Below are 26,158 nucleotides of genomic sequence, written 5' to 3'. Positions count from 1 at the left end.
ACAGTCAGCCGGACGGCTTAAAGGTAGCTGATGGACAGCGTGCTTTTGCTGTTTTTCAGCTTTTCCTGGTAATCGCGTTGTACGATTTCCAGAGCTGCAAGGGCAGTTTCCGGTGCAATTTCGTTGCACTCAAGCAGATAGATCAGATCAACAGCAAGCTGAAGTTCGGGAGGCGCATTTTCTACGGACATATTGGCCAACATTATAATTAGCAGGTTTTGGACTTACCATTATAGATAAGAAAATGCCGGGCCTGAACGCCGGATTAAAAAAATGTGATAAAGATTCAAAAACCTTTTTCCTGCCGCTCGATTTGCCTCTCAATTTTGGCCAGCGCCTGCCGACAACGCATCAGGCGTCCTTCCAGTGCGGCCAGTTCCTTCTGCACACGCTGCTGATCACTGAACGTGGCCAGTTGCCCCAATGTCGTTTCCCGATCCTCAATCATCGCAATCAGGCGACGCTCGAACTGCTGAGTTTCCGCCAGTTTGGTATAATTATCATGACTTTTGCGTTCCGGTGTCTGGTGCGTTTTACGCAGGGTTTGCGTGGCCAGTTCACGCTGCATAGCGGTGATTTGTGCCACCAGTCGCTCGGCAATAAATGCCACCTGCGCAGAACGTTTCTCAACCACTTCCTGATTCAGTTGCTGTAAATTCATCTTAATTTCTGCCAGATAATCGCGCAGACGGGTGCCTTTGGTTGAGAAAAGGGCGATATCAAACCGGGCCTGCGAAGCGGAAACATGGCCAATCGGTTCAATTTCCCGCGCCAGAGTTTCTATCTGCTGATCAAGGACATGTAAAATTCGTTCAGTGCTCACAGGTTATCTCCATTAATGACATTCATAGCTTACCTGCAACTGGCGGTTATGACACCTGCGCTGCACTTGTATAAACTCTCGTATAAACTGTGGGGCTGAATTTTCTGGCAATTTGTGCGAATCAAAAGGAACTGCATGAAGCGCATATTACTGATGAGTGTTGGCTGGCTGTGCGTGATACTGGCAACGCTGGGCGTTGTTCTGCCGCTGCTGCCCACCACGCCGTTTTTACTGCTGGCTGCCTGGTGTTTTGCCCGTTCATCGCCACGTTTTCATCACTGGCTTTTGCATCGTTCATGGTTTGGCAGCTATTTACGTCACTGGCATGCGCATCGAGCGTTGCCGAAAGGTGCGAAACCCAAAGCCGTTGCGCTGATTGTGACCACATTCGCGATTTCGATCTATTTTGTCCCGCTATTATGGGTACGCATTTTATTGGTTTGCATGATGTTTGCGTTATTGATCATGATGTGGCGATTACCAGTGGTTGACCTTGAGCAATAAAACAGGCGATCATGTCCGGCTGCGGGTTGCTTTTTAAAGCAGCTTTGCATAGATTTGGGCATCTCGTACGTCGGTGCGCTCCCAATTTCCTTCCTTGAACGACATGCTTTTAAAAGCATGACGGGGGACATTTGACCGCCCGCGTTTAAGTATGAACAGCAGCTTTATCAGGCAATTAACATTATGACCGCTACCGCACAGCAGCTACAGTTTATTAAAGACAGTATCAAGACCATCCCTGACTATCCGAAGCCAGGCATACTGTTCCGTGACGTCACCAGCTTGCTGGAAGACCCAAAAGCTTACGCTGCAAGCATTCAGTTACTGGCCGATCGTTACCGCGATGCCGGTGTCACCAAAGTGGTGGGCACCGAAGCACGTGGTTTCCTGTTCGGTGCGCCGGTTGCGCTGGCTCTGGGCGTGGGCTTTGTTCCCGTGCGTAAACCGGGCAAATTACCGCGTGAAACCATCAGCGAAACTTACGATCTGGAATACGGCACTGACAGCCTTGAAATTCACACTGATGCCATTCAGCCAGGTGAGAAGATCCTGGTGATTGACGACTTGCTGGCAACGGGTGGCACTATCGAAGCCACCGCAAAACTGATCCGCCGTCTGGGGGGAGAAGTGACCGATGCGGCATTCATCATCAATCTGCCGGAACTGGGCGGTGAAAAACGCCTGAACGATGCCAATATCAACTGCTACAGCCTGGTATGTTTCGACGGGCACTGATTTACGTTTTGCAGTGTGATGTTTGCAGTGTGATGTAAGAAGGCCCCGCCGTTAACGCGAGGCCTTTTTGTTTTCAGCGCAAATCTTTCCCGCTTTCTCCCGTCCAGACCACCATCACTTTATCGTCCCCGTGCTGACGGCTGAAGGCGTAATATTGCGCTGTCTGCTGTGATTTTTGCACACCCGCACCGATTGCCGGATGTTGTTCCCTGAATTTCCCCAGTTTCTGCCAGTGCTTCAGCAATGCCTGTTTTGCGCCGCCCGGCTCATTCCAGTTCATATCCGAACGCGTTCCCTGCAAAGGATCTGAACCTGTCGGGCCGGACTGACGCCCGCTTTCATCACCGTAATAGATCTGCACCGCGCCCGGTGCGAGCAGTAAAAGATCTGCCGCACGCTGTTGCAGGGGAATTGACCCTTTGGCGTCATCAGCAAAAAACAGCCGTGTATCGTGCGATGAGAGATAACTCAGTACATTGAAATCCTGCATTTTCTCCGCCATCTGCTGATACGTTGCATCTATATTTGCAAAGCAGCTCAGCGCTGCCGCAGCCTGATCCTGAAAGTCAAAGTTGATCATCGCGTCAAAGCCATTAACGTAATAATCACTCTTCATCACACCGTGGCCCCAGGCTTCACCGGTCATCCAGAACGGCGCGTCGTCCAGCGCCTTTGAAGGATTGGCGGCTTTCCACTGTTTCAGCGCTTCGGCTGAACGCGCTTTCAGCAAAGCCAGTGTCGGTTTTTCCACATGCTTGGCAGTATCGACGCGGAAACCGTCAATACCGTAATCCCGCACCCACTGACTGAGCCAGGTCACCAGATAATCGCGTGGTGCTGCCCCCGGAATTTCTCGGGCGGCAGTGTCAGATTTGTTGCGATAAAAAACGGGCAGGCCGCTGGCTTGTGTGGACTCGGTTTTGATATCCGGCAGGAACGCCAGCGACATGGTCAGATCGTCATAACCGGGTGCGTCATAATCGCCGATGTCAGTGCGGATCCATTTCTTGCCCCACCAGGTGCTCCAGCCGTCTTTGTCGCTGAAATTGATGTAATCATTAAAACTGTGCCAGTTTTGGCCGGGGCCTGGTTTCCAGTCCGTCCAGTTTTTACCCAGCGTTTTTTCGATTTCATCGCCTTTGAGATACAAAGAACCGAAATGGAAAGTTTGCATATCCGCCAGCGTGGCGTAACCGGTGTGATTGACTACTACGTCAAACAGAATACGGATCCCGCGTTTGTGCGCTTCGCTGACCAGCTTTTGTAAATCTTCGCCGGTGCCCATATTGGCGTCGAGTTTTGTCCAGTCGAGGGTGTAATAGCCGTGATAGGCATAATGCGGGAAATCGCCCTTGGTACCGCCGCCGACCCAGCCGTGGATTTGCTCCAGTGGTGAACTGATCCACAATGCGTTCACGCCCAGTTGTTGAAGATAATCCAGCCTGCTGGTCAGCCCGGCCAGATCGCCGCCGTGGAAAGTGCCGATTTCCTGCATTCCGTCACTGTGGCGGCCATAGCTGTGATCGTTATCCGGATTACCGTTTTCGAACCTGTCGGTCAGAACGAAATACACCGTGGCATTCTGCCAGCTGAAGGTGGCGGGCGTTTTACGTGCTTCGGATTCAAGCAACAGCAATCCGCCGCTGGCCGGATCGGGCGTCATCGTGATGTGGCCGTCAGCGACCATTACGCGCTGTCCGGAATAAAAATCACGCACTGTTTCGCCTTCGCTAAAAGTACCGGAGACATCCACCGTCAGTGGTTTACCGTCCCAGCGCGGACACGTTTTGTCTACTGCCGCGACCACTTCTTGCGTCGTTTTCAGGCTCAACTGAAGTGTGGGTGTGCCGCTGCGGGTATCAATCCGCACCTGATAATCGCCCGCGCGAAACTGTTTCCAGTTCACCGGCGGATGACTTTCACAAGGTTGCAGCGACAACATCTCGTTGAGTTTTACCGCGCCGGAAGGTTGCCAGCACTGATTATCCTGATGCAATTCCAGCGTGCGCTGTCCTTTGGATAAACTGGCATTACTGGTGAATATTCCGCTGACCGGTTCGGCAAATGCCGGAAAGCCATCCAGCGCCCAGCCAGCCTGTACGACGGGGGAAACGAGCAATAATAAAGGCAGTGAAAGGTATTTCATGGCTCTCCTTACGCGGGGCAGGAAGCATTATCAGAACAGAGGTGAATTGAGTGTAATCACTGCGCAAAATTTGCCCTCATCCCTGCACGCGAATTGTCAGGAGGAGGACGAAGGGGGAGAAACCGCGGCGCAGTACGCAAAAAGTAAAGTAATAGGAATGAAGGCGACCCTGCTGGTACACTAAGAAGTAGCAGTCTGGCGCGGGCATCATTATGCTTAGCCTTCAGTCGCCGGTTCGCCGACCCGCGCAGAAAGTCGGGTTAAGCGATGTTTTTTCGTGTATTGTCAAATTATTCATTATAAATCAACGATGAAGTGTTAATGAGCTATCAGGTTCTTGCCCGTAAGTGGCGCCCCCAAACTTTTGCCGACGTTGTCGGACAGGAACATGTGCTGACCGCGCTGGCCAATGGCCTGTCGCTCGGGCGCATCCATCACGCTTACCTGTTTTCCGGAACCCGTGGCGTGGGGAAAACCACCATTGCCCGTCTGCTGGCCAAAGGGCTTAACTGCGAAACCGGTATTACCTCCACGCCTTGTGGCGTGTGCGATAACTGCCGTGAAATCGAGCAGGGACGTTTTGTCGATCTGATTGAAATCGATGCCGCCTCTCGTACCAAAGTCGAAGATACCCGCGAACTGCTTGATAATGTGCAATACGCACCGGCGCGCGGTCGCTTCAAAGTTTACCTGATTGACGAAGTGCACATGCTCTCGCGTCACAGCTTCAATGCGCTGTTGAAAACGCTGGAAGAGCCGCCTTCGCACGTCAAATTCCTGCTGGCGACGACGGATCCGCAAAAATTGCCCGTGACTATTTTGTCGCGTTGCTTGCAGTTCCATCTGAAAGCGCTGGACGCTGAACAGATCCGTAAACAGCTTGAACATGTCTTAACCGAAGAAACTATCACTACTGAACCGCGTGCGTTGCAACTGCTTTCCCGCGCTGCCGACGGCAGTATGCGTGATGCGCTGAGTCTCACCGATCAGGCGATTGCAATGGGACAGGGCGCCGTCACCACCGAAACCGTGGCACAAATGCTCGGCACGCTGGACGACGAACAGCCGCTGGCGATGCTGGAAGCACTCGTCAGCGCCGATGGCGGTCAGATGATGGCTCAGGTCGAACAGGCTGCGTCGCGAGGCGTGGACTGGGAAAACCTGCTGGTAGAAACGCTGGCACTGCTGCACCGCATTGCGATGGTTCAGCTGTTACCGTCGGTACTCGATAATCATTACGCGGCGATTGAACAACGTTTGCGTGAGCTGGCGCGTGTTATTCCGCCAGCCGACGTTCAGCTTTATTACCAGACTTTACTGATTGGCCGAAAAGAGCTGGCATATGCGCCGGACAAACGCATGGGCGTTGAAATGACGCTGCTGCGTGCGCTGGCCTTCCATCCGAAAGTGATCATTGCCGAACCGGCTCCGCAGCCCGTTGCTGCTCCGGCGTATGTCGCGCCACAGGCGCCGTCGCAACCGGCAGTGCCGCGCAATGCACCACAGCAGCAAAACTATAATGCTCCTGCGCCACAGACCAATGCAGAACCGGCCGCGATGCCGGATTCCACCGCGCAACTTCTTCAGGCGCGAACACAATTGCTCAGGCAGGGGAGTACCACCCCAAAAAAAGCTGAGCCGGCAGCGCCAGGAAAAGCGCGGCCGGCAACCTCAGCACTGGAGCGCCTCGCTTCGGTGACTGAACGTGCGCAGACTCTGGCGGTGAAGAAAGAACCTGCCGCGCCGGTAAAAGAAGAGGCGTATCGCTGGAAAGCGATGATGGAACCGGAGGCCGCACCGGAACCGGTAGCGACACCGAAAGCGCTGCGCACCGCGCTGGAACATGAAAAATCGCCGGAACTGGCTTCACGTCTGGCGGAAGAAGCGATTGAACGCGACGAATGGGCGGCTGAAATTAACCGGATGACCATTCCTAAACTGGTGCAGCAACTGGCGCTGAATGCGTACCGTGAGCAACCGGAGCCGGGTAAAATATGCCTGCATCTGCGTTCATCGCAAAAACACCTGAATTCGCCGTCCGCGCAGAAAGTGCTGACGGATGCCTTATCGGCATTGCATCAGACGCCGGTTGAACTGACCGTGCTGGAAGATGATAATCTGGCGGTGAAGACGCCGCTGGAATGGCGACAGGCCATCTATGAAGAAAAACTGGCGCAGGCGCGTCAGTCTATTATTGCGGATAACAACATCCAGACGCTGCGCCGTTTCTTCGACGCGGATCTGGATGAAGAAAGTATTCGCCCAATTTAAACGCCGCGATTGTGACGCGGCCATTGCTGAGAGAGAAGACTATGTTTGGAAAAGGCGGCATTGGTAACCTGATGAAACAGGCCCAGCAAATGCAGGAAAAAATGCAACAGGCTCAGGCAGAAATCGCTCTGCTGGAAGTGACCGGTGAGTCAGGCGCTGGCATGGTGAAAATCACCATCAACGGTGCACACAACGTGCGTCGCGTTGAAATCGATCCAAGCCTGCTGGAAGACGATAAAGACATGCTGGAAGACCTGATCGCTGCGGCGTTCAACGATGCAGCACGTCGTATCGAAGAAACTCAGAAAGAAAAAATGGCAGCCGTTTCTGGCGGCATGCAGTTGCCACCAGGCTTTAAGATGCCGTTCTGATGCAAACCAGCCCACTCCTTGAATCTTTAATGGAGGCGTTGCGTTGCCTGCCGGGCGTTGGCCCGAAGTCCGCGCAACGTATGGCATTCCAGCTGCTGCAACGTGATCGCAGTGGCGGAATGCGGCTGGCGCAGTCTTTAACGCGTGCTATGTCTGAAATCGGCCACTGCGCCGATTGCCGTACTTTTACCGAACAGGAAATCTGTACCATTTGCGCCAATCCACGGCGTAAAGAAAACGGCCAGATTTGCGTGGTGGAAAGCCCGGCGGATATCCATGCGATAGAACAAACCGGTCAGTTTTCTGGTCGCTATTTTGTGCTGATGGGTCACCTGTCACCGCTGGATGGTATCGGGCCAGACGATATTGGTTTGGGCCGTCTGGAAGAACGTCTTGAAAGTGAAAGCATTCAGGAAGTGATTCTGGCCACCAATCCGACGGTCGAAGGTGAAGCGACCGCCAACTACATTGCTGAAATGTGCGGCCAGTTTGGCGTGCTGGCGAGCCGTATCGCGCACGGTGTGCCGGTCGGTGGCGAACTGGATATGGTTGATGGCACCACGCTGTCACATTCCCTCGCCGGGCGTAATCCCTTCCGGTTCTGACTGTCATACGGGCGCAGTCTTCTGCGCCCGTATTATTCTATCCCTCTGCATTTCTTCTTAAATATTTCTTCCTGCGCTTGAAAAGCCTGACATATAACCCCACTTATTCCTCAACGTCTGATTTGGTCAATAACAGTATCTGGATTGAGGTAATTTGATGAGTATGAAAGGACAAGAGACACGTGGCTTCCAGTCTGAAGTAAAACAACTGCTTCATCTGATGATCCATTCTCTGTATTCAAACAAAGAAATTTTCCTGCGCGAGTTAATCTCTAACGCCTCGGATGCCGCTGATAAACTGCGTTTCCGCGCGTTGTCTGCGCCTGAGCTTTATGAGGGTGACGGCGAGCTGCACGTACGTCTGGCGTTTGATAAAGAAAAACGCACCCTGACGCTTAGCGATAACGGCATCGGTATGAGCCGCGATGAAGTCATCGATAACCTCGGGACTATCGCGAAATCCGGCACCAAAGCATTCCTGCAATCTGTGGGTTCTGAGCAGGCAAAAGACAGCCAGCTGATTGGTCAGTTCGGCGTCGGGTTCTATTCGGCGTTCATCGTGGCCGATAAAGTCACCGTGCGTACCCGTGCAGCCGGTGCCAGCGCGGAAGAAGGTGTGTTCTGGGAATCTGCCGGTGAAGGCGAATACACCCTTGCGGACATCGAAAAAGCCGACCGCGGTACTGAAATTACCCTGCATCTGCGTGACGATCAGGACGAATTCCTGGATGACTGGCGCGTGCGCTCCATCATCAGCAAATACTCTGACCACATTGCGCTGCCTGTTGAAGTCGAAACCCGCAATGAAGAAGACGGCACCGTTACCTGGGAGCAAATCAACAAGGCGCAGGCCCTGTGGACCCGCGGTAAATCTGAAGTCACCGACGAAGAATACGTTGAATTCTACAAACATATTTCCCATGATTTCAGCGATCCGCTGAGCTGGAGCCACAACCGCGTTGAAGGTAAGCAGGAATACACCAGCCTGCTGTATATCCCTTCACAGGCGCCGTGGGATATGTGGAACCGCGACCATAAACATGGCCTGAAACTCTATGTTCAGCGCGTATTTATCATGGACGAGGCCGAGCAGTTCATGCCGAACTACCTGCGCTTTGTTCGTGGTCTGATAGATTCCAACGATCTGCCGCTGAACGTGTCCCGTGAAATTCTGCAGGACAGCCGCATTACCCAGAACCTGCGCAGTGCGCTGACCAAACGTGTTCTGCAAATGCTGGAAAAACTGGCGAAAGATGACAACGAAAAATACCTGCAATTCTGGAAACAGTTTGGTCTGGTATTGAAAGAAGGTCCGGCAGAAGACGGCGCGAACAAAGAAGCGATCGCCAAACTGCTGCGTTTCGCCAGCACCCGCAACGACAGCAGCGAGCAGACACTTTCGCTGGAAGAGTATGTGGCAGGCATGGTGGAAGGTCAGGACAAGATTTATTACATCACTGCCGACAGCTACGCCGCCGCGAAGAGCAGCCCGCATCTGGAACTCTTCCGCAAGAAAGGCATTGAAGTCCTGTTGCTGTCTGACCGTATCGACGAATGGATGATGAGCTATCTGACCGAATTCGATGGCAAAGTGTTCCAGTCTGTCAGCAAGGCTGACGACACACTGGATAAACTGGCTGACGAAAGCGAAGAGCAGAAAGAAGCTGAAAAAGCACTGGAGCCGTTCGTTGAACGCGTGAAAACGCTGCTGGGTGAGCGTGTGAAAGAAGTGCGTCTGACGCACCGTCTGACTGACACGCCAGCTATCGTCACCACCGGTGCTGACGAAATGACGACACAGATGGCAAAACTGTTTGCTGCTGCCGGTCAGGAAGCGCCAGAAGTGAAATACATCTTCGAGCTGAACCCGGAACACGCGCTGGTGAAACGTGCATCTGATGTGGCTGACGAAGACCAGTTCAGCGAGTGGATTGAGCTGCTGCTGGATCAGGCGCTGTTCGCGGAACGCGGCACGCTGGAAGATCCAAACCTGTTTATCCGTCGTATGAACACGCTGTTACAGGCGTAATCTGCTGAAATAAAAGTGAAAAGGGCGTCGTGAAAACGAGGCCCTTTTTTATGGTCGCATCCTAATCTGCCGCGTTAACCCCAGTGCCCGTAGGGGTTGTTCCTTGAGCAAAAGTGCTCAGAATGGTATGGTTGACCGGTTTTCGAGATTCATAATAATTACATGCAAGGGGATTTACGCAATGCGTATCATTCTGCTGGGCGCTCCGGGCGCAGGTAAGGGTACTCAGGCTCAATTCATCATGGAGAAATTTGGTATTCCGCAAATTTCTACCGGTGATATGTTGCGCGCCGCTGTTAAGGCCGGAAGTGAGCTCGGCAAGAAAGCAAAAGAGATTATGGATGCCGGTAAACTGGTAACCGATGAGCTGGTTATCGCACTGGTGAAAGAGCGTATTCAGCAGGAAGATTGCCGTAATGGTTTCCTGTTAGACGGTTTCCCTCGCACTATTCCGCAGGCTGATGCTATGAAAGACGCGGGCATCAAAGTGGATTATGTGCTGGAATTTGATGTGCCTGATGAACTGATCGTAGATCGCATCGTCGGCCGTCGCGTACACCCTGGCTCAGGCCGTGTGTACCACATCCAATACAATCCGCCGAAAGTGGAAGGTAAAGACGATGTGACTGGCGAAGAACTGATCACCCGTAAAGATGATCAGGAAGAAACCGTGCGTAAACGTCTGGTGGAATACCATGAGCTGACTGAGCCGCTGGTGTCCTACTACAGCAAAGAAGCAGAAGCGGGTAACACAAAATACGTCAAAATTGACGGCACACAGCAAGTTACAGCTGTGCGTGACGAACTGGCTGCAATCCTGAGCTGATCGTCTGTTTTGCGCGCTATCACGGGGTGACTTCGGTCGCCCCGTTTGTTTTTGCGCGCCAGCGCATCTGGCGCTTGAAGTATGAAAGGTATTAATAACAATTCGCATTGATAGCTACTGTCGTTGTTCCGATCCTCTTTGATTTCGTTACAATGAGCTGCGCCTCTTTTCCGCATCACAAATTGCAGCATCACAAAACGGTGGCGCCCATCATTTTTCATCCGGCTTCAATGCCTTCAATTTAGGATATTCAGCATGACGCAGACCAAATTCGGTGTTCTCCTGGTCAATCTCGGAACACCGGAAGCACCGACTCCGCAGGCCGTTAAAAAATATCTCGCTGAGTTTTTGAGTGATATCCGCGTCGTGGATACGCCGCGTCTGCTGTGGTGGCCTATCCTGAATTTTGTCATTCTGCCGCTGCGTTCTCCGCGGGTTTCCAAACTTTATAAAGCCGTCTGGATGGAAGAGGGTTCGCCGCTGATGGTTTACAGCCGCCGTCAGCAGAAAGCGCTGGCAGAACGTCTGCCGGGCACGCCGGTTGAGCTGGCAATGAGCTACGGCAAACCGGGCATGAAAGAACCGATTGAAAAACTACTGGCGCAGGGCGTGACCAAAATGGTGGTGCTGCCGCTGTATCCGCAATATTCCTGTTCGACCAGCGCTGCCGTATTTGACGGCGTGGCGCGCGTGCTGAAATCTCAGCGCCGCCTGCCTTCACTGAGCTTTATCCGTGATTACGCCACGCATCCGGCCTATATTTCCGCGCTTAAAGCCAGCATCGAACGTTCCTTTGCACAGCATGGCGAGCCGGATCGCCTGGTGCTGTCTTTCCACGGTATTCCGAAGCGCTTTGTCGCTGAGGGCGATGACTATGAACAGCGTTGCCGCGATACTGTGCAGGCGCTGACCGATGCGCTGCAACTGCCGTCGGGAAAAATAATGCTGACCTTCCAGTCGCGCTTTGGCCGCGAGCCGTGGCTGACACCTTATACCGATGAAACGCTGAAAGGCCTTCCGGCTCAGGGAGTTAAACATATTCAGATCCTGTGCCCTGGCTTTGCGGCAGACTGCCTGGAGACGCTGGAAGAGATCAAAGGCGAGAACCGTGAGATTTTTATTCATGCAGGCGGCGAGCGCTTCGAATATATTGACGCCTTAAACGACCAGCCGGAGCATATCGACTTGCTGCAACAACTGGTCACTCAGCACTTCTGAATGAAGCCTGAGCTTTTTGAATTTCCCGAGAATAATGAATGAAATTTCCTGGTAAACGTAAGTCAAAACACTATTTTCCGGTCAGCGCGCGTGACCCTTTATTGCGTGATTCTATGTTGCAGGAAATGCAGCCGGAATCTGAAGCAGGAACGTCTTACATCGTCGGCATCGACCAGACCCTGGTGGATATCGAAGCGCGCGTGGATGAAAATTTTGTGGCCCGTTACGGCCTGACGCCGGGTGAATCCAATATTCTTGACGATGAAATGTCAGAAGCGCTGTACCAGGAACTGATGAGCCAGCAGCTGATCACTCATCAGTTTGCAGGCGGCACCGTCGGTAACACGCTGCACAACTATTCCGTACTGGCCGATGACCGTTCTGTGCTGCTGGGTGTGATGTGCAACAACGTCAAAATCGGTGATTACGCTTACCGCTATTTGTGCAACACCTCCAGCCGCGTGGATCTTAACTTCCTGCAGGGCGTCGACGGCGCGATTGGCCGCTGTTTCACACTGATCAGCGACACCGGCGAGCGCACGTTTGCTATCAGTCCGGGTAAAATGAATGAGCTGCATTCTTATAGTGTGCCGGAAGATGTGATTGCCGGGGCGTCCGCGCTGCTGCTGACGTCGTATCTGCTGCGCAGTAAACCGGGCGAACCGATGCCCGAAGCCACCATGAAGGCCATTGAGTACGCGAAAAAATACCATGTGCCGGTCGTGTTAACGCTGGGGACGCAATATGTCATCGCGGATGATCCGCAGGCATGGCGCGATTTCCTGCGGGATCACGTTTCGATTCTGGCGATGAATGAAGATGAAGGTTTTGCGCTGACCGGCCTGAAGGATCCGCTGATGGCGGCAGATAAAGCGCTGGACTGGGTGGATCTGGTGTTGTGTACCGCCGGGCCGAACGGCCTGTTTATGGCGAGTTATACCGAAGAAGCCTTTAAGCGCACGACTCAGCATCCGTTGCTGCCGGGCGCGATTGCCGAATTTAATCAGTACGAATTCAGCCGTGCTATGCGTCGTGAATGCTGCCAGGATCCGCTGAAGATTTATTCCCACATCGCGCCGTACATGGGCGGGCCGGAAAAAATTATGAATACCAATGGCGCAGGGGATGGTGCGCTGTCAGCACTGCTGCATGACATTGCGGCCAACGGTTTTCACCGTAATTCCGTGCCGAATTCCAGCAAACATTCCCGCGAGTATCTGACCTATTCCTCACTGGCGCAGGTGTGTAAATACGCCAACCGCGTGAGTTATCAGGTGCTGAACCAGCATTCTCCGCGCCTGACACGTGGTTTGCCGGAGCGTGAAGACAGTCTGGAAGAGAGTTACTGGGAAAGATAAACGTTGCCGGAAGTGAAGAGGGCGGGGATTAAATCTCCCGCCCTTTTTTTCAGCCTGACTGCACCTGATTTCTTCCCGATGTTTTCGCCCGATACAACGCGTCATCTACCCGTTTAAACAGGCTGGTAAAGTCTTCGCCGGTTTGGTACTGCACCACGCCGACGCTCACCGTCATTGATGGCAGATCCGGTTGGGCAAATCGTTCTACGGCTGAGCGCAGCGCTTCTGCCACATGCAATGCGCCTTCCAGACTGGTCAGCGGCAGCAAAATCAGAAACTCTTCACCACCCCAGCGGAACACGGTATCGCTTTCGCGGATCCCCGTTTCCAGCGTTCGCGCCAGCATCACCAGCGCATCATCGCCTTTGTTGTGACCATACTGATCGTTAATCGCTTTGAAGTGATCGGCATCGACCAGCATCAGACTGAAATTATGTGTCCGCTGCGGGTTTTGCGTCCGTGCATTCTCCACCAGTTGCATAAACTGCCGTCGGTTACCTAATCCGGTGAGCGGATCGCGCAGCGCGGCGTGTTCAAGTTCCTGCTCAAGGCGTTTCTGCTCGGTAATATCGTGAATAATGCACAGCATCAGCCGGACGCCATCCACGTCAACGGGACCGGCGTAGGTTTGCACATGTCGCAGATTGCCGTCTGCCAGTTTATGCACAAACGACAGCGGCTTATGTCCGCCGGGCAGACGGGCGATTTCATGCATCACCGGCAACACGTCCTGGCCCATCGCATTGATTTCCCAGGTATGCCTCATGCACATTTCATCGCGCGAATAACCATAGAATCGCGTCGCGGCCAGATTCGCATCCACAATCTGCCCGTTATTTTCAGGGTCGATCAGCAGCATCGGCGCGGTGTTAGTCTGGAAAAATCGCTCATAGAAACCGCCCTGGTCACGGCGGTAAGGTCTGGCCTCGCTCAGGAAAGAGCCGGGCACCGGAACGTTGGCCGCTGAGGTATGCGTTCCTTCAAACACGATAGCCGGTTCCTGGAAGCCGAACTGCGCTAACGACAGGCGACAACTGAGCGGAAATGCGCGGCCCTCTTTGTGGATGGTCCAGATTTCAATGACCTGATCGCCTTTCTTCAGATGCGGCAGATAGGACTCGAGGGATTGCAGGGAATGAACGGAGAACTGACCGTTGCGCAGGGGGCCAAGCAAGCTGTTTCCCGCAAGCTTTCTGGCCGCGGTATTGGCGAAAATAATTTGCTGGTTATGGACTGAGACAACCCAGACCGGCGTGCTCAAAATGTTCAACGTTTCCAGATGGGATAGCAACATCGCAGTACCGGTCAATTTTTGGCATAAAAAGAGAATACCGCGAAATGATCTGATTTGGTGTTTTTTATGTCGAGCAAGTTAAAGGGAAATTTGCGCAGGGAAGGGGCGGACGCAGCAAAAGTACTGCGCCCGGATTTCAGAATAAAATCAGATTGGGCAAAATGGTCGCTTTTCGTCTTCGGTCATGGTGTCTATATGCAGCATATCCACCATGCTGTTGGCAATTTCCCGCTCGCCCATCACCACGCGATTGGCGCCGCGCTCCATAATATAGGTGACTTCATCGTCATAATGCGCACGGGCGATAATCTCGATATTAGGCCGTTTGGTGCGGGCTGATGCCACAATTTCCCCGGCTTCGTAACCATTTGGAATCGTCACCAGCAGCCAGCGGGCGCAATCAAGTCGTGCCAGATCCATCACTTCCTGATTGGCGGCATTGCCCAGCACCGTACTGATTCCCTGATCGCGCAGTGCTTCAACACGCGGACGCGAATTCTCAATCACCACCAGCGGAATTCCGGCGGCCTGAAGCTTCTCCCCGAGCAGGCTGCCGACGCGACCATAACCGACCAGCAGCGCGTGATTACACAAATCGAACGGGATTTGCTTCTCGTCCTCCACGGCTTCTTCGATGCTCTGATCTTCAATGGTTTCCGTTTTCGCCAGATACTTTTCAAGCAACGTGAACAACAACGGGTTAAACATAATCGACAGAATGGCTCCCGCCAGCACCAGATTACGGCCATGCTCCGACAATAATCCCAGCGAAATCCCGAGGCCTGCAAGGATAAAGGCGAACTCACCAATTTGCGCCAGACTGACGGAAATCGTCAGCGCGGTGCGTTTGGAATGCCCGAACATTTTCACCAGCGCGAACGCGGCAATGGATTTTCCGAATACGATAATCGCCAGCGTCGCAATCACGGTCAGCGGTTCGCGCACCAGGATCATCGGGTCGAACAACATACCGACGGAGACGAAGAACAACACCGCGAACGCATCGCGCAGCGGTAACGTATCGTGCGCCGCACGCTGGCTGAGCTCAGATTCGTTGAGCACCATCCCCGCGAAGAATGCGCCCAGCGCAAATGACACATCAAAGAATTCTACTGCGCCGTAAGCGATGCCCAGCGCTAATGCCAGAACAGACAGCGTAAACAGTTCGCGTGAACCGGTGCTTGCGGTTTTGGCAAGGATCCACGGCACCACGCGGCGACCGACCACCATCATCAGCACCATGAACGCAATCACTTTACCGATGGTCACCGCCAGTCCGGTCAGCAGTTCAACCGGGCTGGAGTGATGACTTTCCAGCATGCCGCTGAACGCGGGCAGCAGAACCAATGTCAGCACCATCACCAGATCTTCCACAATCAGCCAGCCGATGGCGATTTGCCCGCGCTGGCTTTCAATCAGCTGTCTTTCTTCCAGCGCACGCAACAGCACCACGGTACTGGCGGTGGACAGACACAGCCCGAACACCAGTCCGGTCGCCAGATCCCAGCCCATCAGACTTGATAAACCCATCCCAAGCAGCGTCGCTACCGCGATTTGCGCTACAGCGCCGGGAATGGCTATCGACTTTACGGCGAGTAAATCTTTCAGAGAAAAATGCAGACCGACACCAAACATCAGCAGAATGACGCCGATTTCAGCCAGTTCCGGTGCCAGCGACGTGTCAGCCACGAAGCCGGGTGTAAAAGGGCCGGCCAGCACGCCAGCGGCGAGATAGCCCACCAGAGGAGATATTCGCAGGCGGTTGGCAAGCATCCCTAGCAGGAAAGCCAGTACCAGACCGCCAACGATGGTAGTGATGAGAGGCGTAGAATGATGCATTCAGACTCCTTCTGGTTATGCATGAAGCAAATATGTTGCTGATTGTTTCTAAGTCTATGGTAAAAATCGTTTCGGCGTTGGGGAATTTTGGCCTTTTTTATCAAAATCATCAGCAGACGATAAAAAGAATTCCAACGCAGGATTTAAATGGGTTTTATCAGGCAGATATCAAGAGAATAAGGGTTCAGACGCTGCCGATATTTAACTATCGGCAGCGGGAAGGAAAGGTTATAGGCTATTTGCGTTCAATATTTGGCAGGAATGCGGTCAGGATCCCAAGTAACGGCAGGAAGGCACAAATCTGATACACCAGTTCGATGCTGGTTTTATCCGCCACATAGCCGAGAACCGCTGCACCGAGCCCGCCCATACCAAAGGCCAGACCGAAGAACAGGCCGGAAACCATACCGACTTTGCCCGGCATCAGTTCCTGAGCAAACACCAGAATCGCTGAAAATGCTGAGGCCAGGATCACGCCGATAATCACGCTCAGCACGCTGGTCCACATCAGATTGGCATGCGGTAAAAGTAGGGTAAACGGCGCGACGCCCAGAATTGAGGCCCAGATGACGTATTTGCGCCCAATCCTATCGCCCACCGGCCCGCCGATAATGGTGCCCGCCGCGACGGCAAACAGGAATATGAACAGATGGATTTGCGCGTTTTGTACCGACACACCAAATTTATGAATCAGGTAAAAGGTGTAATAGCTGCTCAGGCTGGTCAGGTAGAAATACTTCGAGAACACCAGCACCAGCAGAATACCCAGCGACATCGCCACCGTTTTACGCGGCAGGACAGTGATATTGCTGTTCACCGGGCCCCGCTTTTTGGCGATCTGATTTTGCTGGCGATACCATTTGCTGATTTGCAGAAGCACCACAATGCCAAGCAAGGCCGCCAGCGAGAACCATGCGACGTTACCTTTTCCGTAAGGCGCGATGATCAGGGCGGCGAGCAACGGACCGAGTGAAGAACCAAAGTTGCCACCGACCTGGAACAGTGACTGCGCCAGCCCGTGACGTCCGCCGGAAGCCATGCGCGCCACGCGCGAAGACTCGGGATGGAACACCGAAGAACCTGTCCCGACCAGCGCCGCCGCCAGTAACACTACCGGGAAACTCTGCGCCACCGCCAGCAACAGCAAGCCGGAAAGCGTAAAGCCCATGCCAATCGGCAATGAATAAGGCTGCGGATGTTTGTCGGTGTAATAGCCGATCAGCGGCTGCAACAGCGATGCGGTTATCTGATACGTCAGGGTAATCAGCCCGATCTGCGTAAAGCTCAGGGAAAACTCGCTTTGCAGCAGCGGATAAATCGCCAGGATCAGCGACTGGATCATGTCATTGAGCAGGTGAGAAACGCTGATCGCCGCCAGAATAGAAAACGCAGTCTTTTTGACTGCGTCTTTCTGCGGGCTTTCAGGTTTTGCGGTTGTGTCGGTCATCGCAGGTAAACCTTTATTATTTTAGAAGTACAGGGTTCCGGTCTGTCAGTCGATTTTAGCGATATCAGCAAACTGGCCTTTGAGTAAACGGCAAAGATCACCCGCCGCCAGTTCAATATCAAGCCCGCGTTTACCGCCTGAAACATAAATCGTGGAAAATGTCTGTGCCGTACTGTCGATCACCGTCGGCAGCAGTTTTTTCTGACCCAGCGGACTGATGCCGCCGACCAGATATCCGGTGACGCGCTGTGCAATCGTCGGGTCTGCCATATCGGCTTTTTTGGCATTCAGGGCTTTAGCGATTTTTTTCAGATCCAGCTTCGAGGCCACCGGTGTGACGGCGACGGCCAGGTTTTTGGCATCACCGTTAAGCGATACGAGCAGCGTTTTATAAACCTGGCGCGCATCCAGCCCGAGTTTTTTTACGGCTTCATCGCCAAAATTCGTTTCATCGCTGCTGTGTTCGTAAGGGTGAAGGGTAAAGCTGACTTTGTTTTTTTCCAGGAGGATGACCGCGGGTGTCATGATTACCGCCTATTTTATTTTACTTTTTTGTTGGGAAAATCGTCATCAGCTCAATCTGATGAAAACAAACAATAAAGTATGATTACTGAGCGAGGATGAAATAGTAGAGCAATGAATGGTTATTGCCAAGACCCGCCGCAGATTGATACCCTGTGCCCGCCGGTGCTGTGCCTGTAAAGGCTGGTACTGAAGCTATAACTAATAAAATGAAATTCCTCTTTGACTGGCCGGCCTTAAAAACCGGCCATTTTTTTATCCTTTCAGCAGCTCAGGCAGATTCCCTTCTCCGTACAAATGCAGCGCACCGACTGCCACGACGTAGTTTCCCGCAGGCAAATCCAGCAGCTGTTTTTTCCAGCGCACATTTCGCTGATTCATCAGCACATCGTACAAATCACTGCTGAAGGTATTCGGCAACTGCTCAACCGCCAGTCCCGGTTTGGTGTCCAGCCACCAGCTGATCATGGTTTGCAGCAGGCGTGCGTTGGTGTGCCAGTGCGTCAGGGTATCCTCCAGCAGCCCCAGTCCGTCATCGGGAAGTTGCTGCAATAACGCAAACTGCTCCTCCGGCCCTTCAAGCTCAATGACCGGTGTTGCCTGCTCTTTGGCGGTGTGCAGCAGCTGATAATCAATGCCGTAATTTCCGCGCAGTCCGAGACGCTGCGCCTGTGTGGCCTGCAACATCAGCGCGACCTGCCAGGACGGCAGGGGATTGAGCGTCCACATCGACACACCCAGTTCTTCGCATAAACGTTCGACGTGCAGATATTGCGATTCAGGAAGGCGTTCGGCCAGCGGAGGAAATTCTCCGGTCATACTGAAAGGGGAATCGGTGCCGCTGATATCCGCCTCCACAATCAGCGCATCGGCTTTTTTCAGGCGGCGCAACAATTGCGCGGGCAGCGGTTGCATATCCTGCGTGCCCATATGAATGCTGCCGACCAGATGCAGATAGCGGTTGCCGGGAAGCCGGATATCAATGGCGGGATAGGAATACTCGACGGGGAACAGCCGGTGAAGCCAGCTGAATGCCCGGTTTAAGAAAGGCGCCATAATGCAGGGTCTCCCGAAAAATGAGAGACCATGCTAACGCGCCTGCGGTTTAGCGAACAGAGGAAACGTCTTGTTTTTTCGGCGTGTTTTTCATGGCTGTCCTTTTTCAGGTGAAAAGCGCAACAGACGGTTTGCGTTGGCCACCACCGTGATGGAAGACAGTGCCATCGCCGCACCCGCCACTATCGGGCTGAGCAGGGTTCCGGTCAGCGGATAAAGCACACCGGCGGCGATCGGGATACCAATCACGTTATACACAAAGGCACCCAGCAGGTTCTGCTTCATATTACGCAGCGTCGCCTGAGACATCGCCAGCGCATCGGCGACACCGTGAAGACTCGGGCGCATCAGCGTAATGGCGGCGGTTTCAATCGCCACATCGCTGCCGCCACCCATCGCAATGCCGACATCTGCCTGAGCCAGCGCCGGAGCATCATTAATGCCGTCGCCAATCATGGCGACCTGCTGCCCTTTGGCCTGCAAAGCTTTGATGGCGTCGGCTTTACCTTCCGGACGCACACCGGCAATCACCGTATCAATCCCCGCCTGTGCCGCAATAGCCTCTGCGGTACGCGGATTGTCACCGGTCAGCATCACCAGCTGATAACCCAGCTGATGCAGACGCTGCAATGCGCTGACGCTGTCTTCACGCAGCGGGTCACGCAGGGCAAACAGCGCCGCGATTTTCCCGCTGGCAGCCAGCAATACCGGCGTTGCACCTTCTCCGGCTAGTTTGTCCAGCAGGGCATCGGCTGCCTGAGTATCGACGCCGTTTTCCTGCATCAGCGCCTGATTACCCAGCAGCAGGGAATGTTCTTCTGCATCGCCACGCAAACCCAGCCCGCCAAGAGTGCGGAAATTCACAATGTCCGGGATATCCATTCCTTCTGCTTTTTCGACAATCGCCTGAGCCAGAGGATGATGCGAACCTTTTTCCAGCGCGGCGGCAAACCGTAAAGCCTGCTGTTCACTGAAACCGCTGAAGGTGTGAATGTCTGTCACTTTCGGCAGGCCTTCGGTCAGCGTCCCGGTTTTATCAAATACCAGCGTTGAAAGCGTACTGGCTTTTTGTAACGCATCGGCATCACGGACCAGAACCCCAAACTCCGCGGCACGTCCGACGCCGGCGGTAATCGACATTGGTGTCGCCAGACCAAGCGCACATGGACAGGCGATGATAAGCACCGTGGTGACGATCACCAGCGTATACATCAGCTGCGGTTGCGGGCCGAAGAAGTACCAGATGGCTCCGCTGAACAAAGCAATCAGCACCACCACCGGTACAAAGACGGCAGAGATTTTATCCGCCAGCTTGCCTATTTCAGGTTTACTGCTTTGGGCTTCACGCACCAGATTAATAATGCGCGAAAGGGTGGTCTGGCTGCCGATGGCATCCGCGCGGAACAGCACGCTGCCGTCTTTGACCAGCGTACCGGCATGCACTTTTTCACCTTGCGATTTCTGCCGGGGGATCGGTTCGCCGGTCAGCATCGCCTCATCCATCCAGGCTTCGCCACTTTGAATTTCGCCGTCAACGGGGACGCGGTCACCGGTCGTCAGGCGCAACGTCATACCTTGCTTAACGTCAGCCAGCGGCAGGGTTTTCTCTCCCTGTTCCGTAACTACACGTGCGGTTGGTGGGGTGAGATCCAGCAGGCGTTCGAGCGCCTGAGATGAACGCTGACGTCCGCGTTGTTCCAGCGCATGACCGAGGTTAATCAGACCAATAATCATCACGCTGGCTTCATAATAAAGATGCCGCGCCTGCATCGGGAACGCTTCCGGCCACAGACTGACCGCGAAGGAAAATATCCAGGCCGCGCCGGTACCGAGCGACACCAGCGTGTCCATATTGGCGCTGCCGTGCATCAGGCTTTTCCAGGCACTGCGGTAAAAATGGCCGCCCGCCACCACCATAATCAGCAAGGTCAGCAGGCCGACAATCAGCCAGCCAGTCTGGTTGCCAGCGGTCACCATCATTTCACCGCCGAGTAATCCCCATAACATCATCGGGATACCGGCGGCTAAGCCGAGAGCTGCCTGCCAGCTGAAGCGGATCATGCTTTTACGTGAGGTTTGTTGCTGGCGCTCACGACGTTTGGTTTCGTCGATAATAATTTCGGCGCCGTAACCGGCATGTTCAACGGCGGCGATCAGCGCATTCTGGTCGGCTTTACCGCTGACCAGCGCACTGCGTTCCGCCAGATTGACCCGCGCCCGTTCTACGCCGTTCACGCCTTCCAGCGCCTTTTGCACTTTACTGACGCAACTGGCGCAGCTCATCCCGCTGAGCAACAGCTGCACGCTGTCGTCTGTGGTATGTGGTGCCTGAGTTTCTGCCGGAACAGGTGACGCCGCCGCTGACAGGGGTTCCGGCAAAACTTTCGCCTTATCGGTCAGCGGCTCAGATTTTGGGGATGCGTCTTCCACCACCTGTGCTTCATAACCAGCGTTAACAACGGCATCGACCAGGCTCTGGCTGCTGACATCGCCTTTGACGATGGCTTTATCCAGAGAAACTTCAACGGCAGTGGTGCCTTCCACAGCTTCCAGCGCTTTACGCGTTGAAGCCACGCAGTGCCCGCAGGACAAGCCTTGCAGAGATAATACGGTCGTCGTCATGATGAATTTCCTCAGGGTTAACTTCACTAAGGACAGAGGATAAACCTTCCAGCAAGGGGAAGGTCAATACAATATTATGTTGATGCAAAAGGATTTTTATCAACGCTGTCCACAACGCGACCACACTTCGACTAAGGCCCGCATTTTGCGGGCTTTTCTTTGGGCAATAAAAAACCAGCCCGGAGGCTGGTTTTTTTAGTGCTCTACTCGCTATCTAAACCTAACTTGCTAGCAAGCCGATGTAATGCAGCTGTTGTCATGAACTCCTGAGCTCCTTCTGTGAATGCTGCCCAGTGGTTGCTAAGAAACCACGCAACGGCTTCCCTTTCTTCTTGTGACAGCTCCATGAATCTCCCTTTAGTTTCTGAGAGTTATGATTATCGAGGTACTTATTTAATGCAAATAGTTTCTGCTTTTCGTTTTAGTTAGGTTGATTTACATCCCTATGGAAAAAATCGACACAAAATCCATTCCGCCGCCAACGGGCAGGGGAGTATTCAGCACGCGAGCGCGGGGATCCGTAGGGGATCCTATGCGCAACATTTTGCAAAAATAAAATCAGCGGTCATTTCCTGCAATCCCTTGCGCCGCAAGGCTTCCCGAAGTTTCCCCAGTTTGCCAGGGGGCTAACCGCTCGGCGTTTTGATCCAGACGGAAAGCAAAGAGATCCAAATAAAAACAACCAGTTAAACAAAAGGTTAGTTGCGGGCTACCCGACGTTTTTTGCAAAACTTCGCAAAAGCTTGCGCCGTGTGCAAAACCAATGAAAGCGGAAAACCTCAGACGCCGCGCGGGCTGGCGGTAGGGTTTGCACAAAATTTCTTTTGCAAAATTTTTACGATCCAAATCGTGCAGGCGGGTGCGGTGTAGCGCCGTTTCCGTCTGGTATGCGCTTCCGCGTGCGGGTTTCTGCTGCGGCTGTGGGGCGTGGCTGGACGAACGAAAAGAAGGCCGAACAGTGTCGGCCTTTTGTTGCTGCGCTCAATGGTGGGCTTTACAGATCGTTTTACACGATGAGGATGAAATCAAGCTATCAGTGGGGCGTACTTCTTGCTAAGCGTATCGGTTTTACCGGCGATCGTAGTGAACTGACCAGCCTGCTGGCTTGCGCCGGTGCTGGGGTGGGTATGGCTGGCGACAAGCGTCGCCAGTTCGTTGACGACCGTCAGGGTATCGGTTAGCAAGGTGAGGACGTTGATTTCGTCAGTACCCAGTTTCACCACGGGCGCAATCAGCTGTTGTACTTGGGCGACGCTTCGGCGTATGCCGGTGATTTTCTCGGTAAGGGTTCCGCCGACCGAGATCGAAGCATTGCCGGTGATGTTGTCGTCCAGGTTAGCCCCGACCGCGCGATTGGCATTTTTACCGCATGACAGGGTCATATTGCCCGATGTGCCGATGCTGTAATCCCCCTCGCTGACATGAACAACGGCACCGGCCAGAAGTGTGGCCGTACCCAGTACGGTGGTTTTATCCGTGGCCTGGACGATGGTTTCGCGGGCTACCAGCGTGCGGGTTTCATCGTCGGCTGTGATTAACCGACTCATGGAGTTTTCCCGGATGGTCTGGTCTGTCTGGCGTTCCCAGTCACCGGCGACGGTTACGCGCTGTGATACGCCGTCACGCTGTTGTTGCAGCTGTTCACCAGGCTTAACTGATGGCAGGTTTTGCCCCTGCGGCATACTTTGGCGCACGAACGGCTTGTCCGGGCGGCCATCGGTAAAGCCCACTTCCACCAGCGTGCCGGGCGGCGGAAACTGAAACATCCCTGATTCGCTTCCGGCCATCGGTACCGGTAATGGCACGGCGGGATAAACCGCCGTATCGGCTGCGGGATTACCGTCTGCGTCAAGCAGCTGCAAATCGACGGCGTAGCGCGGTCGGAATGGGTCGGCAATATTTCCACTGCTGACGTTTTCACTCGGCGCCTCTACCCTGGCGAATTTTGGCAGATGCAGCCCTGAGGCGAGTTCCGGGAACGCGCCTTCCATCTGGCGTTGTACCGGTGTTTTTTGCAACGCCTGGCCGGTTGCTTTGTTGCGCGGTTGCCAAAATATCGCCATATCGTCGTTATCAAGACGCACCTGATTCAGCCGCTGGCCGTTCACCTCGGCGCCGGGGCGTAAACTTTGGATCATGGGAAGGGTCATGGAGTTGCCGCCCGCCGTTGCCTGGCTAAATTCGCCGGGAATTTTTACCGGCTTACCGGCAAACATACTGTGCTGGGCTGCGCCAACAAAGACGGCGCCGTCCGGCAGCTGGTACCAGAGGTAATCCGTGACAGAGAACGCACGGCCCAGATTCGCAAAAAGCTGGTATCCGGTACCGCTGTGGGTGAAATGGGGGATCGGTTTATCGGCATAATCGGCGCCTGTCGGCGGTGCAACCGTTAACCCGCTCTGTTCGCTAATCCAATCAGTAATCTGTCGAAGAGTCGGATGCTGGAATGAGCACGGCCACGGCTTATCAAAAATACCGATGAGTTCACGAACAAAAAGTCTTTGCGTGCCGTTCTCTGCGGGCTGCGACCTGACGACATAACCGGTAAACCAGCGCAGGACAAGCCCGTCGTAGCCAATGTCTAAGCGCACCATTTTGCCGGTGTAATCAATATCAGTTTGGGCCGTGATAAATCCCCGACCGCACGCATTTATCTCGAGCATCAGAGTGATGTCGACCAGGTGCACGGAATCGCTGGAAAGGTACAGGCGTTTTATTGGTTTCATGGCTCAGTTATCCCAGGGCATCATTCACAGGTTTTAAAACTTTCTGTTCAAACCAGCTCATTTTGTCTTTGTCTTCATCGGCGGATGCCGAACCGTTCGCCCCTGCTGCGCCGGTTTGCTTTGTGCTGGCCGTGGCGTTCGCCTTTCGTGCCTGGCGTTTTTCCGGGACGCTGCCTTTTTCGCGCAGGGTGAAACTGACCTGCCAGGCGAGAATGTCTTCCTGCGGTGTGGCATCAATTTGGCCGGTGAATGTGCCTTCGCGAAAGTTGATGGCCGTCGCCGTTTCGTTGGCGATTCGGTACGTTTTGAGGGCGCCGCTGGATTCGGTCGCCGAGGCAATTTGAAAAAGCCGCTGTAACACGGTCTGGTTATCGAAGGTGATCAGACCGGAGACGCGCAGCTCTTTGGCTTTAATACCTTGTTCGGCATTGGCTGTGCTGGACGTCTGCCCCGACTGGTCTTTTTCCTGAAACTGCATCGACGGCGAAACCAGCATGTTTTGCATCGCAATGCCTTCCCCATCAAGGGCGAGTAGCGTGGTCTGGCTCATGTAACATTTTCTCCAAATCGGCCAGGGAATCCCCGGTGAACATCATGGCGGCGGTATGCACGGCGGTAGTGAGTGGAATGTTTTTTAATATCTCGACGGCGCCGGTGTTGTGATTTCCGCTATGGGTAAAGGCCCACACTTTCGCGCTGGCTCCTTTGAGTTCTTCCAGTCCCTGACTCACGGCGGATAACAATCCGGCGCGGGCCTGGACAAAACCGGCCAGCTGTTGTTTCAATCCTGCTGTACTGGTGGTAACAGCGGCGGCCAGCTGCGCGGCGGCGATGCGCTGGGCATTTACGGCGGCTCTGTTCGTCGGTACAGAAAGAGGCGCAGCGGCGGGCAGGGCGTTGACTACTTTGGCAGGCAGCTGCATCTTTACGGCGCTTAACTCGGCAGCGGCTTTCGCCATTCTGCTGACCTGGGTAAATGCGGGCGCAGGAAAAACGGTGGCGAGACTGCTTAGTCCTTGCATAAATGCGTCATGCGTATTCTCGGCAATCATCAGGACGATCACATCACCATTGCCCCCGCTGGATGCCAGTTTTTTTGCGAGATAGCCCAGCGCATTGGCTGGGCTGAGATAACCGCCTGAGTCTGCCGATTGCCCCAGTCCATAAACCCACGGGTGCGCGGGAACCACGGCGCAGGACAGCGCAGCCATATCATCGGCTATCTGGATAATCGACTCTCGCCACATTACTGAGGTGCCTCAGGCCAGGTAATATCCGGTGCGGTCGATAAATCCAGGCGATTAAGGGCGACACGGTATTTTTTCCAGGCTTTTAGCGTCGCCAGTTCTTCGTCTGTGACATCGTCAACGTCGACGGCATCTTGTAGCGGTGCAATAGCGATAGCGGCTTGTGCCAGCAATGCACTTTTATGCTGCTCCGCTACATCAGTTGCCACCGGCTCAAACTTAATAAATTTACCGTCCTGATAGCTGTAGGTCTGCTCTGCGATATCAGACGGCAATTTTTTTGCCGAAATCTCATAAATGCTGACGCCTTCGGATAACGTCATAAAGTTTGGATCCGCCGCCCAGGTGTTAATAAACCCGTCTGTACCAACGGCAATAAAGTAATTTTTCCCTTTCCACTCCTGATCGCGCACCGTGTACCAGTCCAGGCCAGTTTCATCTTCAAAATAGAGAACGGGCAAAGGAATGCCTTCTTCTAATACCTGCTTAGAAATTTTAATATTTCTGAATGTAATCATC

The 26,158-nt window shown here is 53.8% G+C and carries 23 protein-coding genes and 1 other annotated feature; of the genes, 9 read left to right on the top strand and 14 right to left on the bottom strand.

Annotated elements, in window-relative coordinates:
• Window positions 1-17: 17 nt before the first annotated feature.
• Both rsmS and priC read right to left on the bottom strand, forming a co-directional pair.
• Window positions 18-191: a pleiotropic regulatory protein RsmS gene (gene rsmS / locus J1784_RS24200; RefSeq protein ID WP_015690305.1), complete on the bottom strand. Its 174-nt coding sequence runs from the start codon at window positions 189-191 to the stop codon at window positions 18-20.
• A gap of 95 nt (window positions 192-286) precedes the next feature.
• Window positions 287-823, bottom strand: a complete 537-nt coding sequence (gene priC, locus J1784_RS24195) for a primosomal replication protein PriC (protein WP_112287533.1) — start codon at window positions 821-823, stop codon at window positions 287-289.
• Window positions 824-958: 135 nt separating this feature from the next.
• Between priC and J1784_RS24190 the strand changes: the two genes are divergently transcribed.
• Together J1784_RS24190 and apt are read left to right on the top strand one after the other, a co-directional pair.
• Window positions 959-1,327 carry a DUF454 family protein gene (locus J1784_RS24190; RefSeq protein WP_217151304.1) on the top strand — a complete coding sequence of 123 codons (369 nt, stop codon included), beginning with the start codon at window positions 959-961 and terminating at the stop codon, window positions 1,325-1,327.
• Window positions 1,328-1,510: 183 nt separating this feature from the next.
• Complete coding sequence (gene apt, locus J1784_RS24185; RefSeq protein WP_217151303.1) at window positions 1,511-2,062, top strand: adenine phosphoribosyltransferase; 552 nt, start codon at window positions 1,511-1,513, stop codon at window positions 2,060-2,062.
• A 73-nt stretch (window positions 2,063-2,135) separates the two neighbouring features.
• Here the strand turns inward: apt and J1784_RS24180 are convergent, their stop codons facing one another.
• A complete protein-coding gene (locus J1784_RS24180) occupies window positions 2,136-4,208 on the bottom strand; it encodes an alpha-amylase (protein ID WP_217151302.1) in 2,073 nt (690 codons plus the stop codon).
• 321 nt (window positions 4,209-4,529) lie between these two features.
• On the opposite strand from J1784_RS24180, the gene dnaX reads away from it, so the two are divergent.
• The 7 genes from dnaX to J1784_RS24145 all read left to right on the top strand — a co-directional run bounded on the left by dnaX (window position 4,530) and on the right by J1784_RS24145 (window position 12,886).
• Window positions 4,530-6,479: a DNA polymerase III subunit gamma/tau gene (gene dnaX, locus J1784_RS24175; RefSeq protein WP_217151301.1), complete on the top strand. Its 1,950-nt coding sequence runs from the start codon at window positions 4,530-4,532 to the stop codon at window positions 6,477-6,479.
• Window positions 5,815-5,879, top strand: a sequence feature (DnaX frameshifting element). (Overlaps the previous gene by 65 nt.)
• 41 nt (window positions 6,480-6,520) lie before the next feature.
• Window positions 6,521-6,850, top strand: a complete 330-nt coding sequence (locus J1784_RS24170) for a YbaB/EbfC family nucleoid-associated protein (protein ID WP_120506395.1) — start codon at window positions 6,521-6,523, stop codon at window positions 6,848-6,850.
• Window positions 6,850-7,455, top strand: coding sequence for a recombination mediator RecR (gene recR, locus J1784_RS24165; RefSeq protein WP_120132727.1), 606 nt, complete (start codon window positions 6,850-6,852; stop codon window positions 7,453-7,455). Before J1784_RS24170 ends, recR begins: the two co-directional genes overlap by 1 nt.
• 163 nt (window positions 7,456-7,618) lie before the next feature.
• Entirely contained in the window at window positions 7,619-9,484 is a 1,866-nt protein-coding gene (gene htpG, locus J1784_RS24160) for a molecular chaperone HtpG (protein ID WP_217151629.1), read from the top strand.
• Window positions 9,485-9,665: 181 nt separating this feature from the next.
• Window positions 9,666-10,310, top strand: coding sequence for an adenylate kinase (gene adk, locus J1784_RS24155; protein WP_217151300.1), 645 nt, complete (start codon window positions 9,666-9,668; stop codon window positions 10,308-10,310).
• A gap of 255 nt (window positions 10,311-10,565) precedes the next feature.
• A complete protein-coding gene (hemH, locus tag J1784_RS24150) occupies window positions 10,566-11,528 on the top strand; it encodes a ferrochelatase (RefSeq protein WP_217151299.1) in 963 nt (320 codons plus the stop codon).
• 38 nt (window positions 11,529-11,566) lie between these two features.
• Complete coding sequence (locus J1784_RS24145; protein ID WP_217151298.1) at window positions 11,567-12,886, top strand: inosine/guanosine kinase; 1,320 nt, start codon at window positions 11,567-11,569, stop codon at window positions 12,884-12,886.
• A 49-nt stretch (window positions 12,887-12,935) separates the two neighbouring features.
• Here J1784_RS24145 and J1784_RS24140 read toward each other — a convergent pair whose 3' ends face one another.
• The 11 genes from J1784_RS24140 to J1784_RS26675 form a co-directional block, all read right to left on the bottom strand.
• Window positions 12,936-14,180: a sensor domain-containing diguanylate cyclase gene (locus J1784_RS24140; protein ID WP_217151297.1), complete on the bottom strand. Its 1,245-nt coding sequence runs from the start codon at window positions 14,178-14,180 to the stop codon at window positions 12,936-12,938.
• A gap of 147 nt (window positions 14,181-14,327) precedes the next feature.
• A complete protein-coding gene (gene ybaL / locus J1784_RS24135) occupies window positions 14,328-16,019 on the bottom strand; it encodes a YbaL family putative K(+) efflux transporter (RefSeq protein WP_217151296.1) in 1,692 nt (563 codons plus the stop codon).
• Window positions 16,020-16,254: 235 nt separating this feature from the next.
• The gene (locus tag J1784_RS24130; RefSeq protein ID WP_217151295.1) at window positions 16,255-17,466 is read right to left on the bottom strand and encodes an MFS transporter; all 1,212 of its coding nucleotides are present in this window, start codon (window positions 17,464-17,466) and stop codon (window positions 16,255-16,257) included.
• 45 nt (window positions 17,467-17,511) lie between these two features.
• Window positions 17,512-17,991, bottom strand: coding sequence for a Cys-tRNA(Pro)/Cys-tRNA(Cys) deacylase YbaK (gene ybaK, locus J1784_RS24125; protein ID WP_217151294.1), 480 nt, complete (start codon window positions 17,989-17,991; stop codon window positions 17,512-17,514).
• A 252-nt stretch (window positions 17,992-18,243) separates the two neighbouring features.
• On the bottom strand, window positions 18,244-19,044 hold the full coding sequence (locus J1784_RS24120) for a TraB/GumN family protein (RefSeq protein ID WP_217151293.1): 801 nt from the start codon (window positions 19,042-19,044) through the stop codon (window positions 18,244-18,246).
• A 90-nt stretch (window positions 19,045-19,134) separates the two neighbouring features.
• Window positions 19,135-21,666, bottom strand: a complete 2,532-nt coding sequence (gene copA / locus J1784_RS24115; protein WP_217151292.1) for a copper-exporting P-type ATPase CopA — start codon at window positions 21,664-21,666, stop codon at window positions 19,135-19,137.
• Window positions 21,667-22,224: 558 nt separating this feature from the next.
• Entirely contained in the window at window positions 22,225-22,512 is a 288-nt protein-coding gene (locus tag J1784_RS24110) for a hypothetical protein (protein ID WP_217151291.1), read from the bottom strand.
• A 179-nt stretch (window positions 22,513-22,691) separates the two neighbouring features.
• Window positions 22,692-24,392, bottom strand: coding sequence for a hypothetical protein (locus J1784_RS24105; RefSeq protein WP_217151290.1), 1,701 nt, complete (start codon window positions 24,390-24,392; stop codon window positions 22,692-22,694).
• Between the two features lie 7 nt (window positions 24,393-24,399).
• Window positions 24,400-24,942, bottom strand: a complete 543-nt coding sequence (locus tag J1784_RS24100; RefSeq protein WP_217151289.1) for a baseplate complex protein — start codon at window positions 24,940-24,942, stop codon at window positions 24,400-24,402.
• Window positions 24,914-25,639: a hypothetical protein gene (locus J1784_RS24095; RefSeq protein WP_217151288.1), complete on the bottom strand. Its 726-nt coding sequence runs from the start codon at window positions 25,637-25,639 to the stop codon at window positions 24,914-24,916. The genes J1784_RS24100 and J1784_RS24095 overlap by 29 nt, the downstream gene beginning before the upstream one ends.
• The gene (locus J1784_RS26675) at window positions 25,639-26,157 is read right to left on the bottom strand and encodes a tail fiber assembly protein (protein WP_217151287.1); all 519 of its coding nucleotides are present in this window, start codon (window positions 26,155-26,157) and stop codon (window positions 25,639-25,641) included. The genes J1784_RS24095 and J1784_RS26675 overlap by 1 nt, the downstream gene beginning before the upstream one ends.
• Window position 26,158 lies beyond the last annotated feature (1 nt).

Source organism: Rahnella ecdela, from assembly GCF_019049625.1.
Classification (GTDB): domain Bacteria; phylum Pseudomonadota; class Gammaproteobacteria; order Enterobacterales; family Enterobacteriaceae; genus Rahnella; species Rahnella ecdela.
Note: the sequence above shows the minus strand (reverse complement) of the source record. Positions and strands in the feature narration are given on the sequence as shown.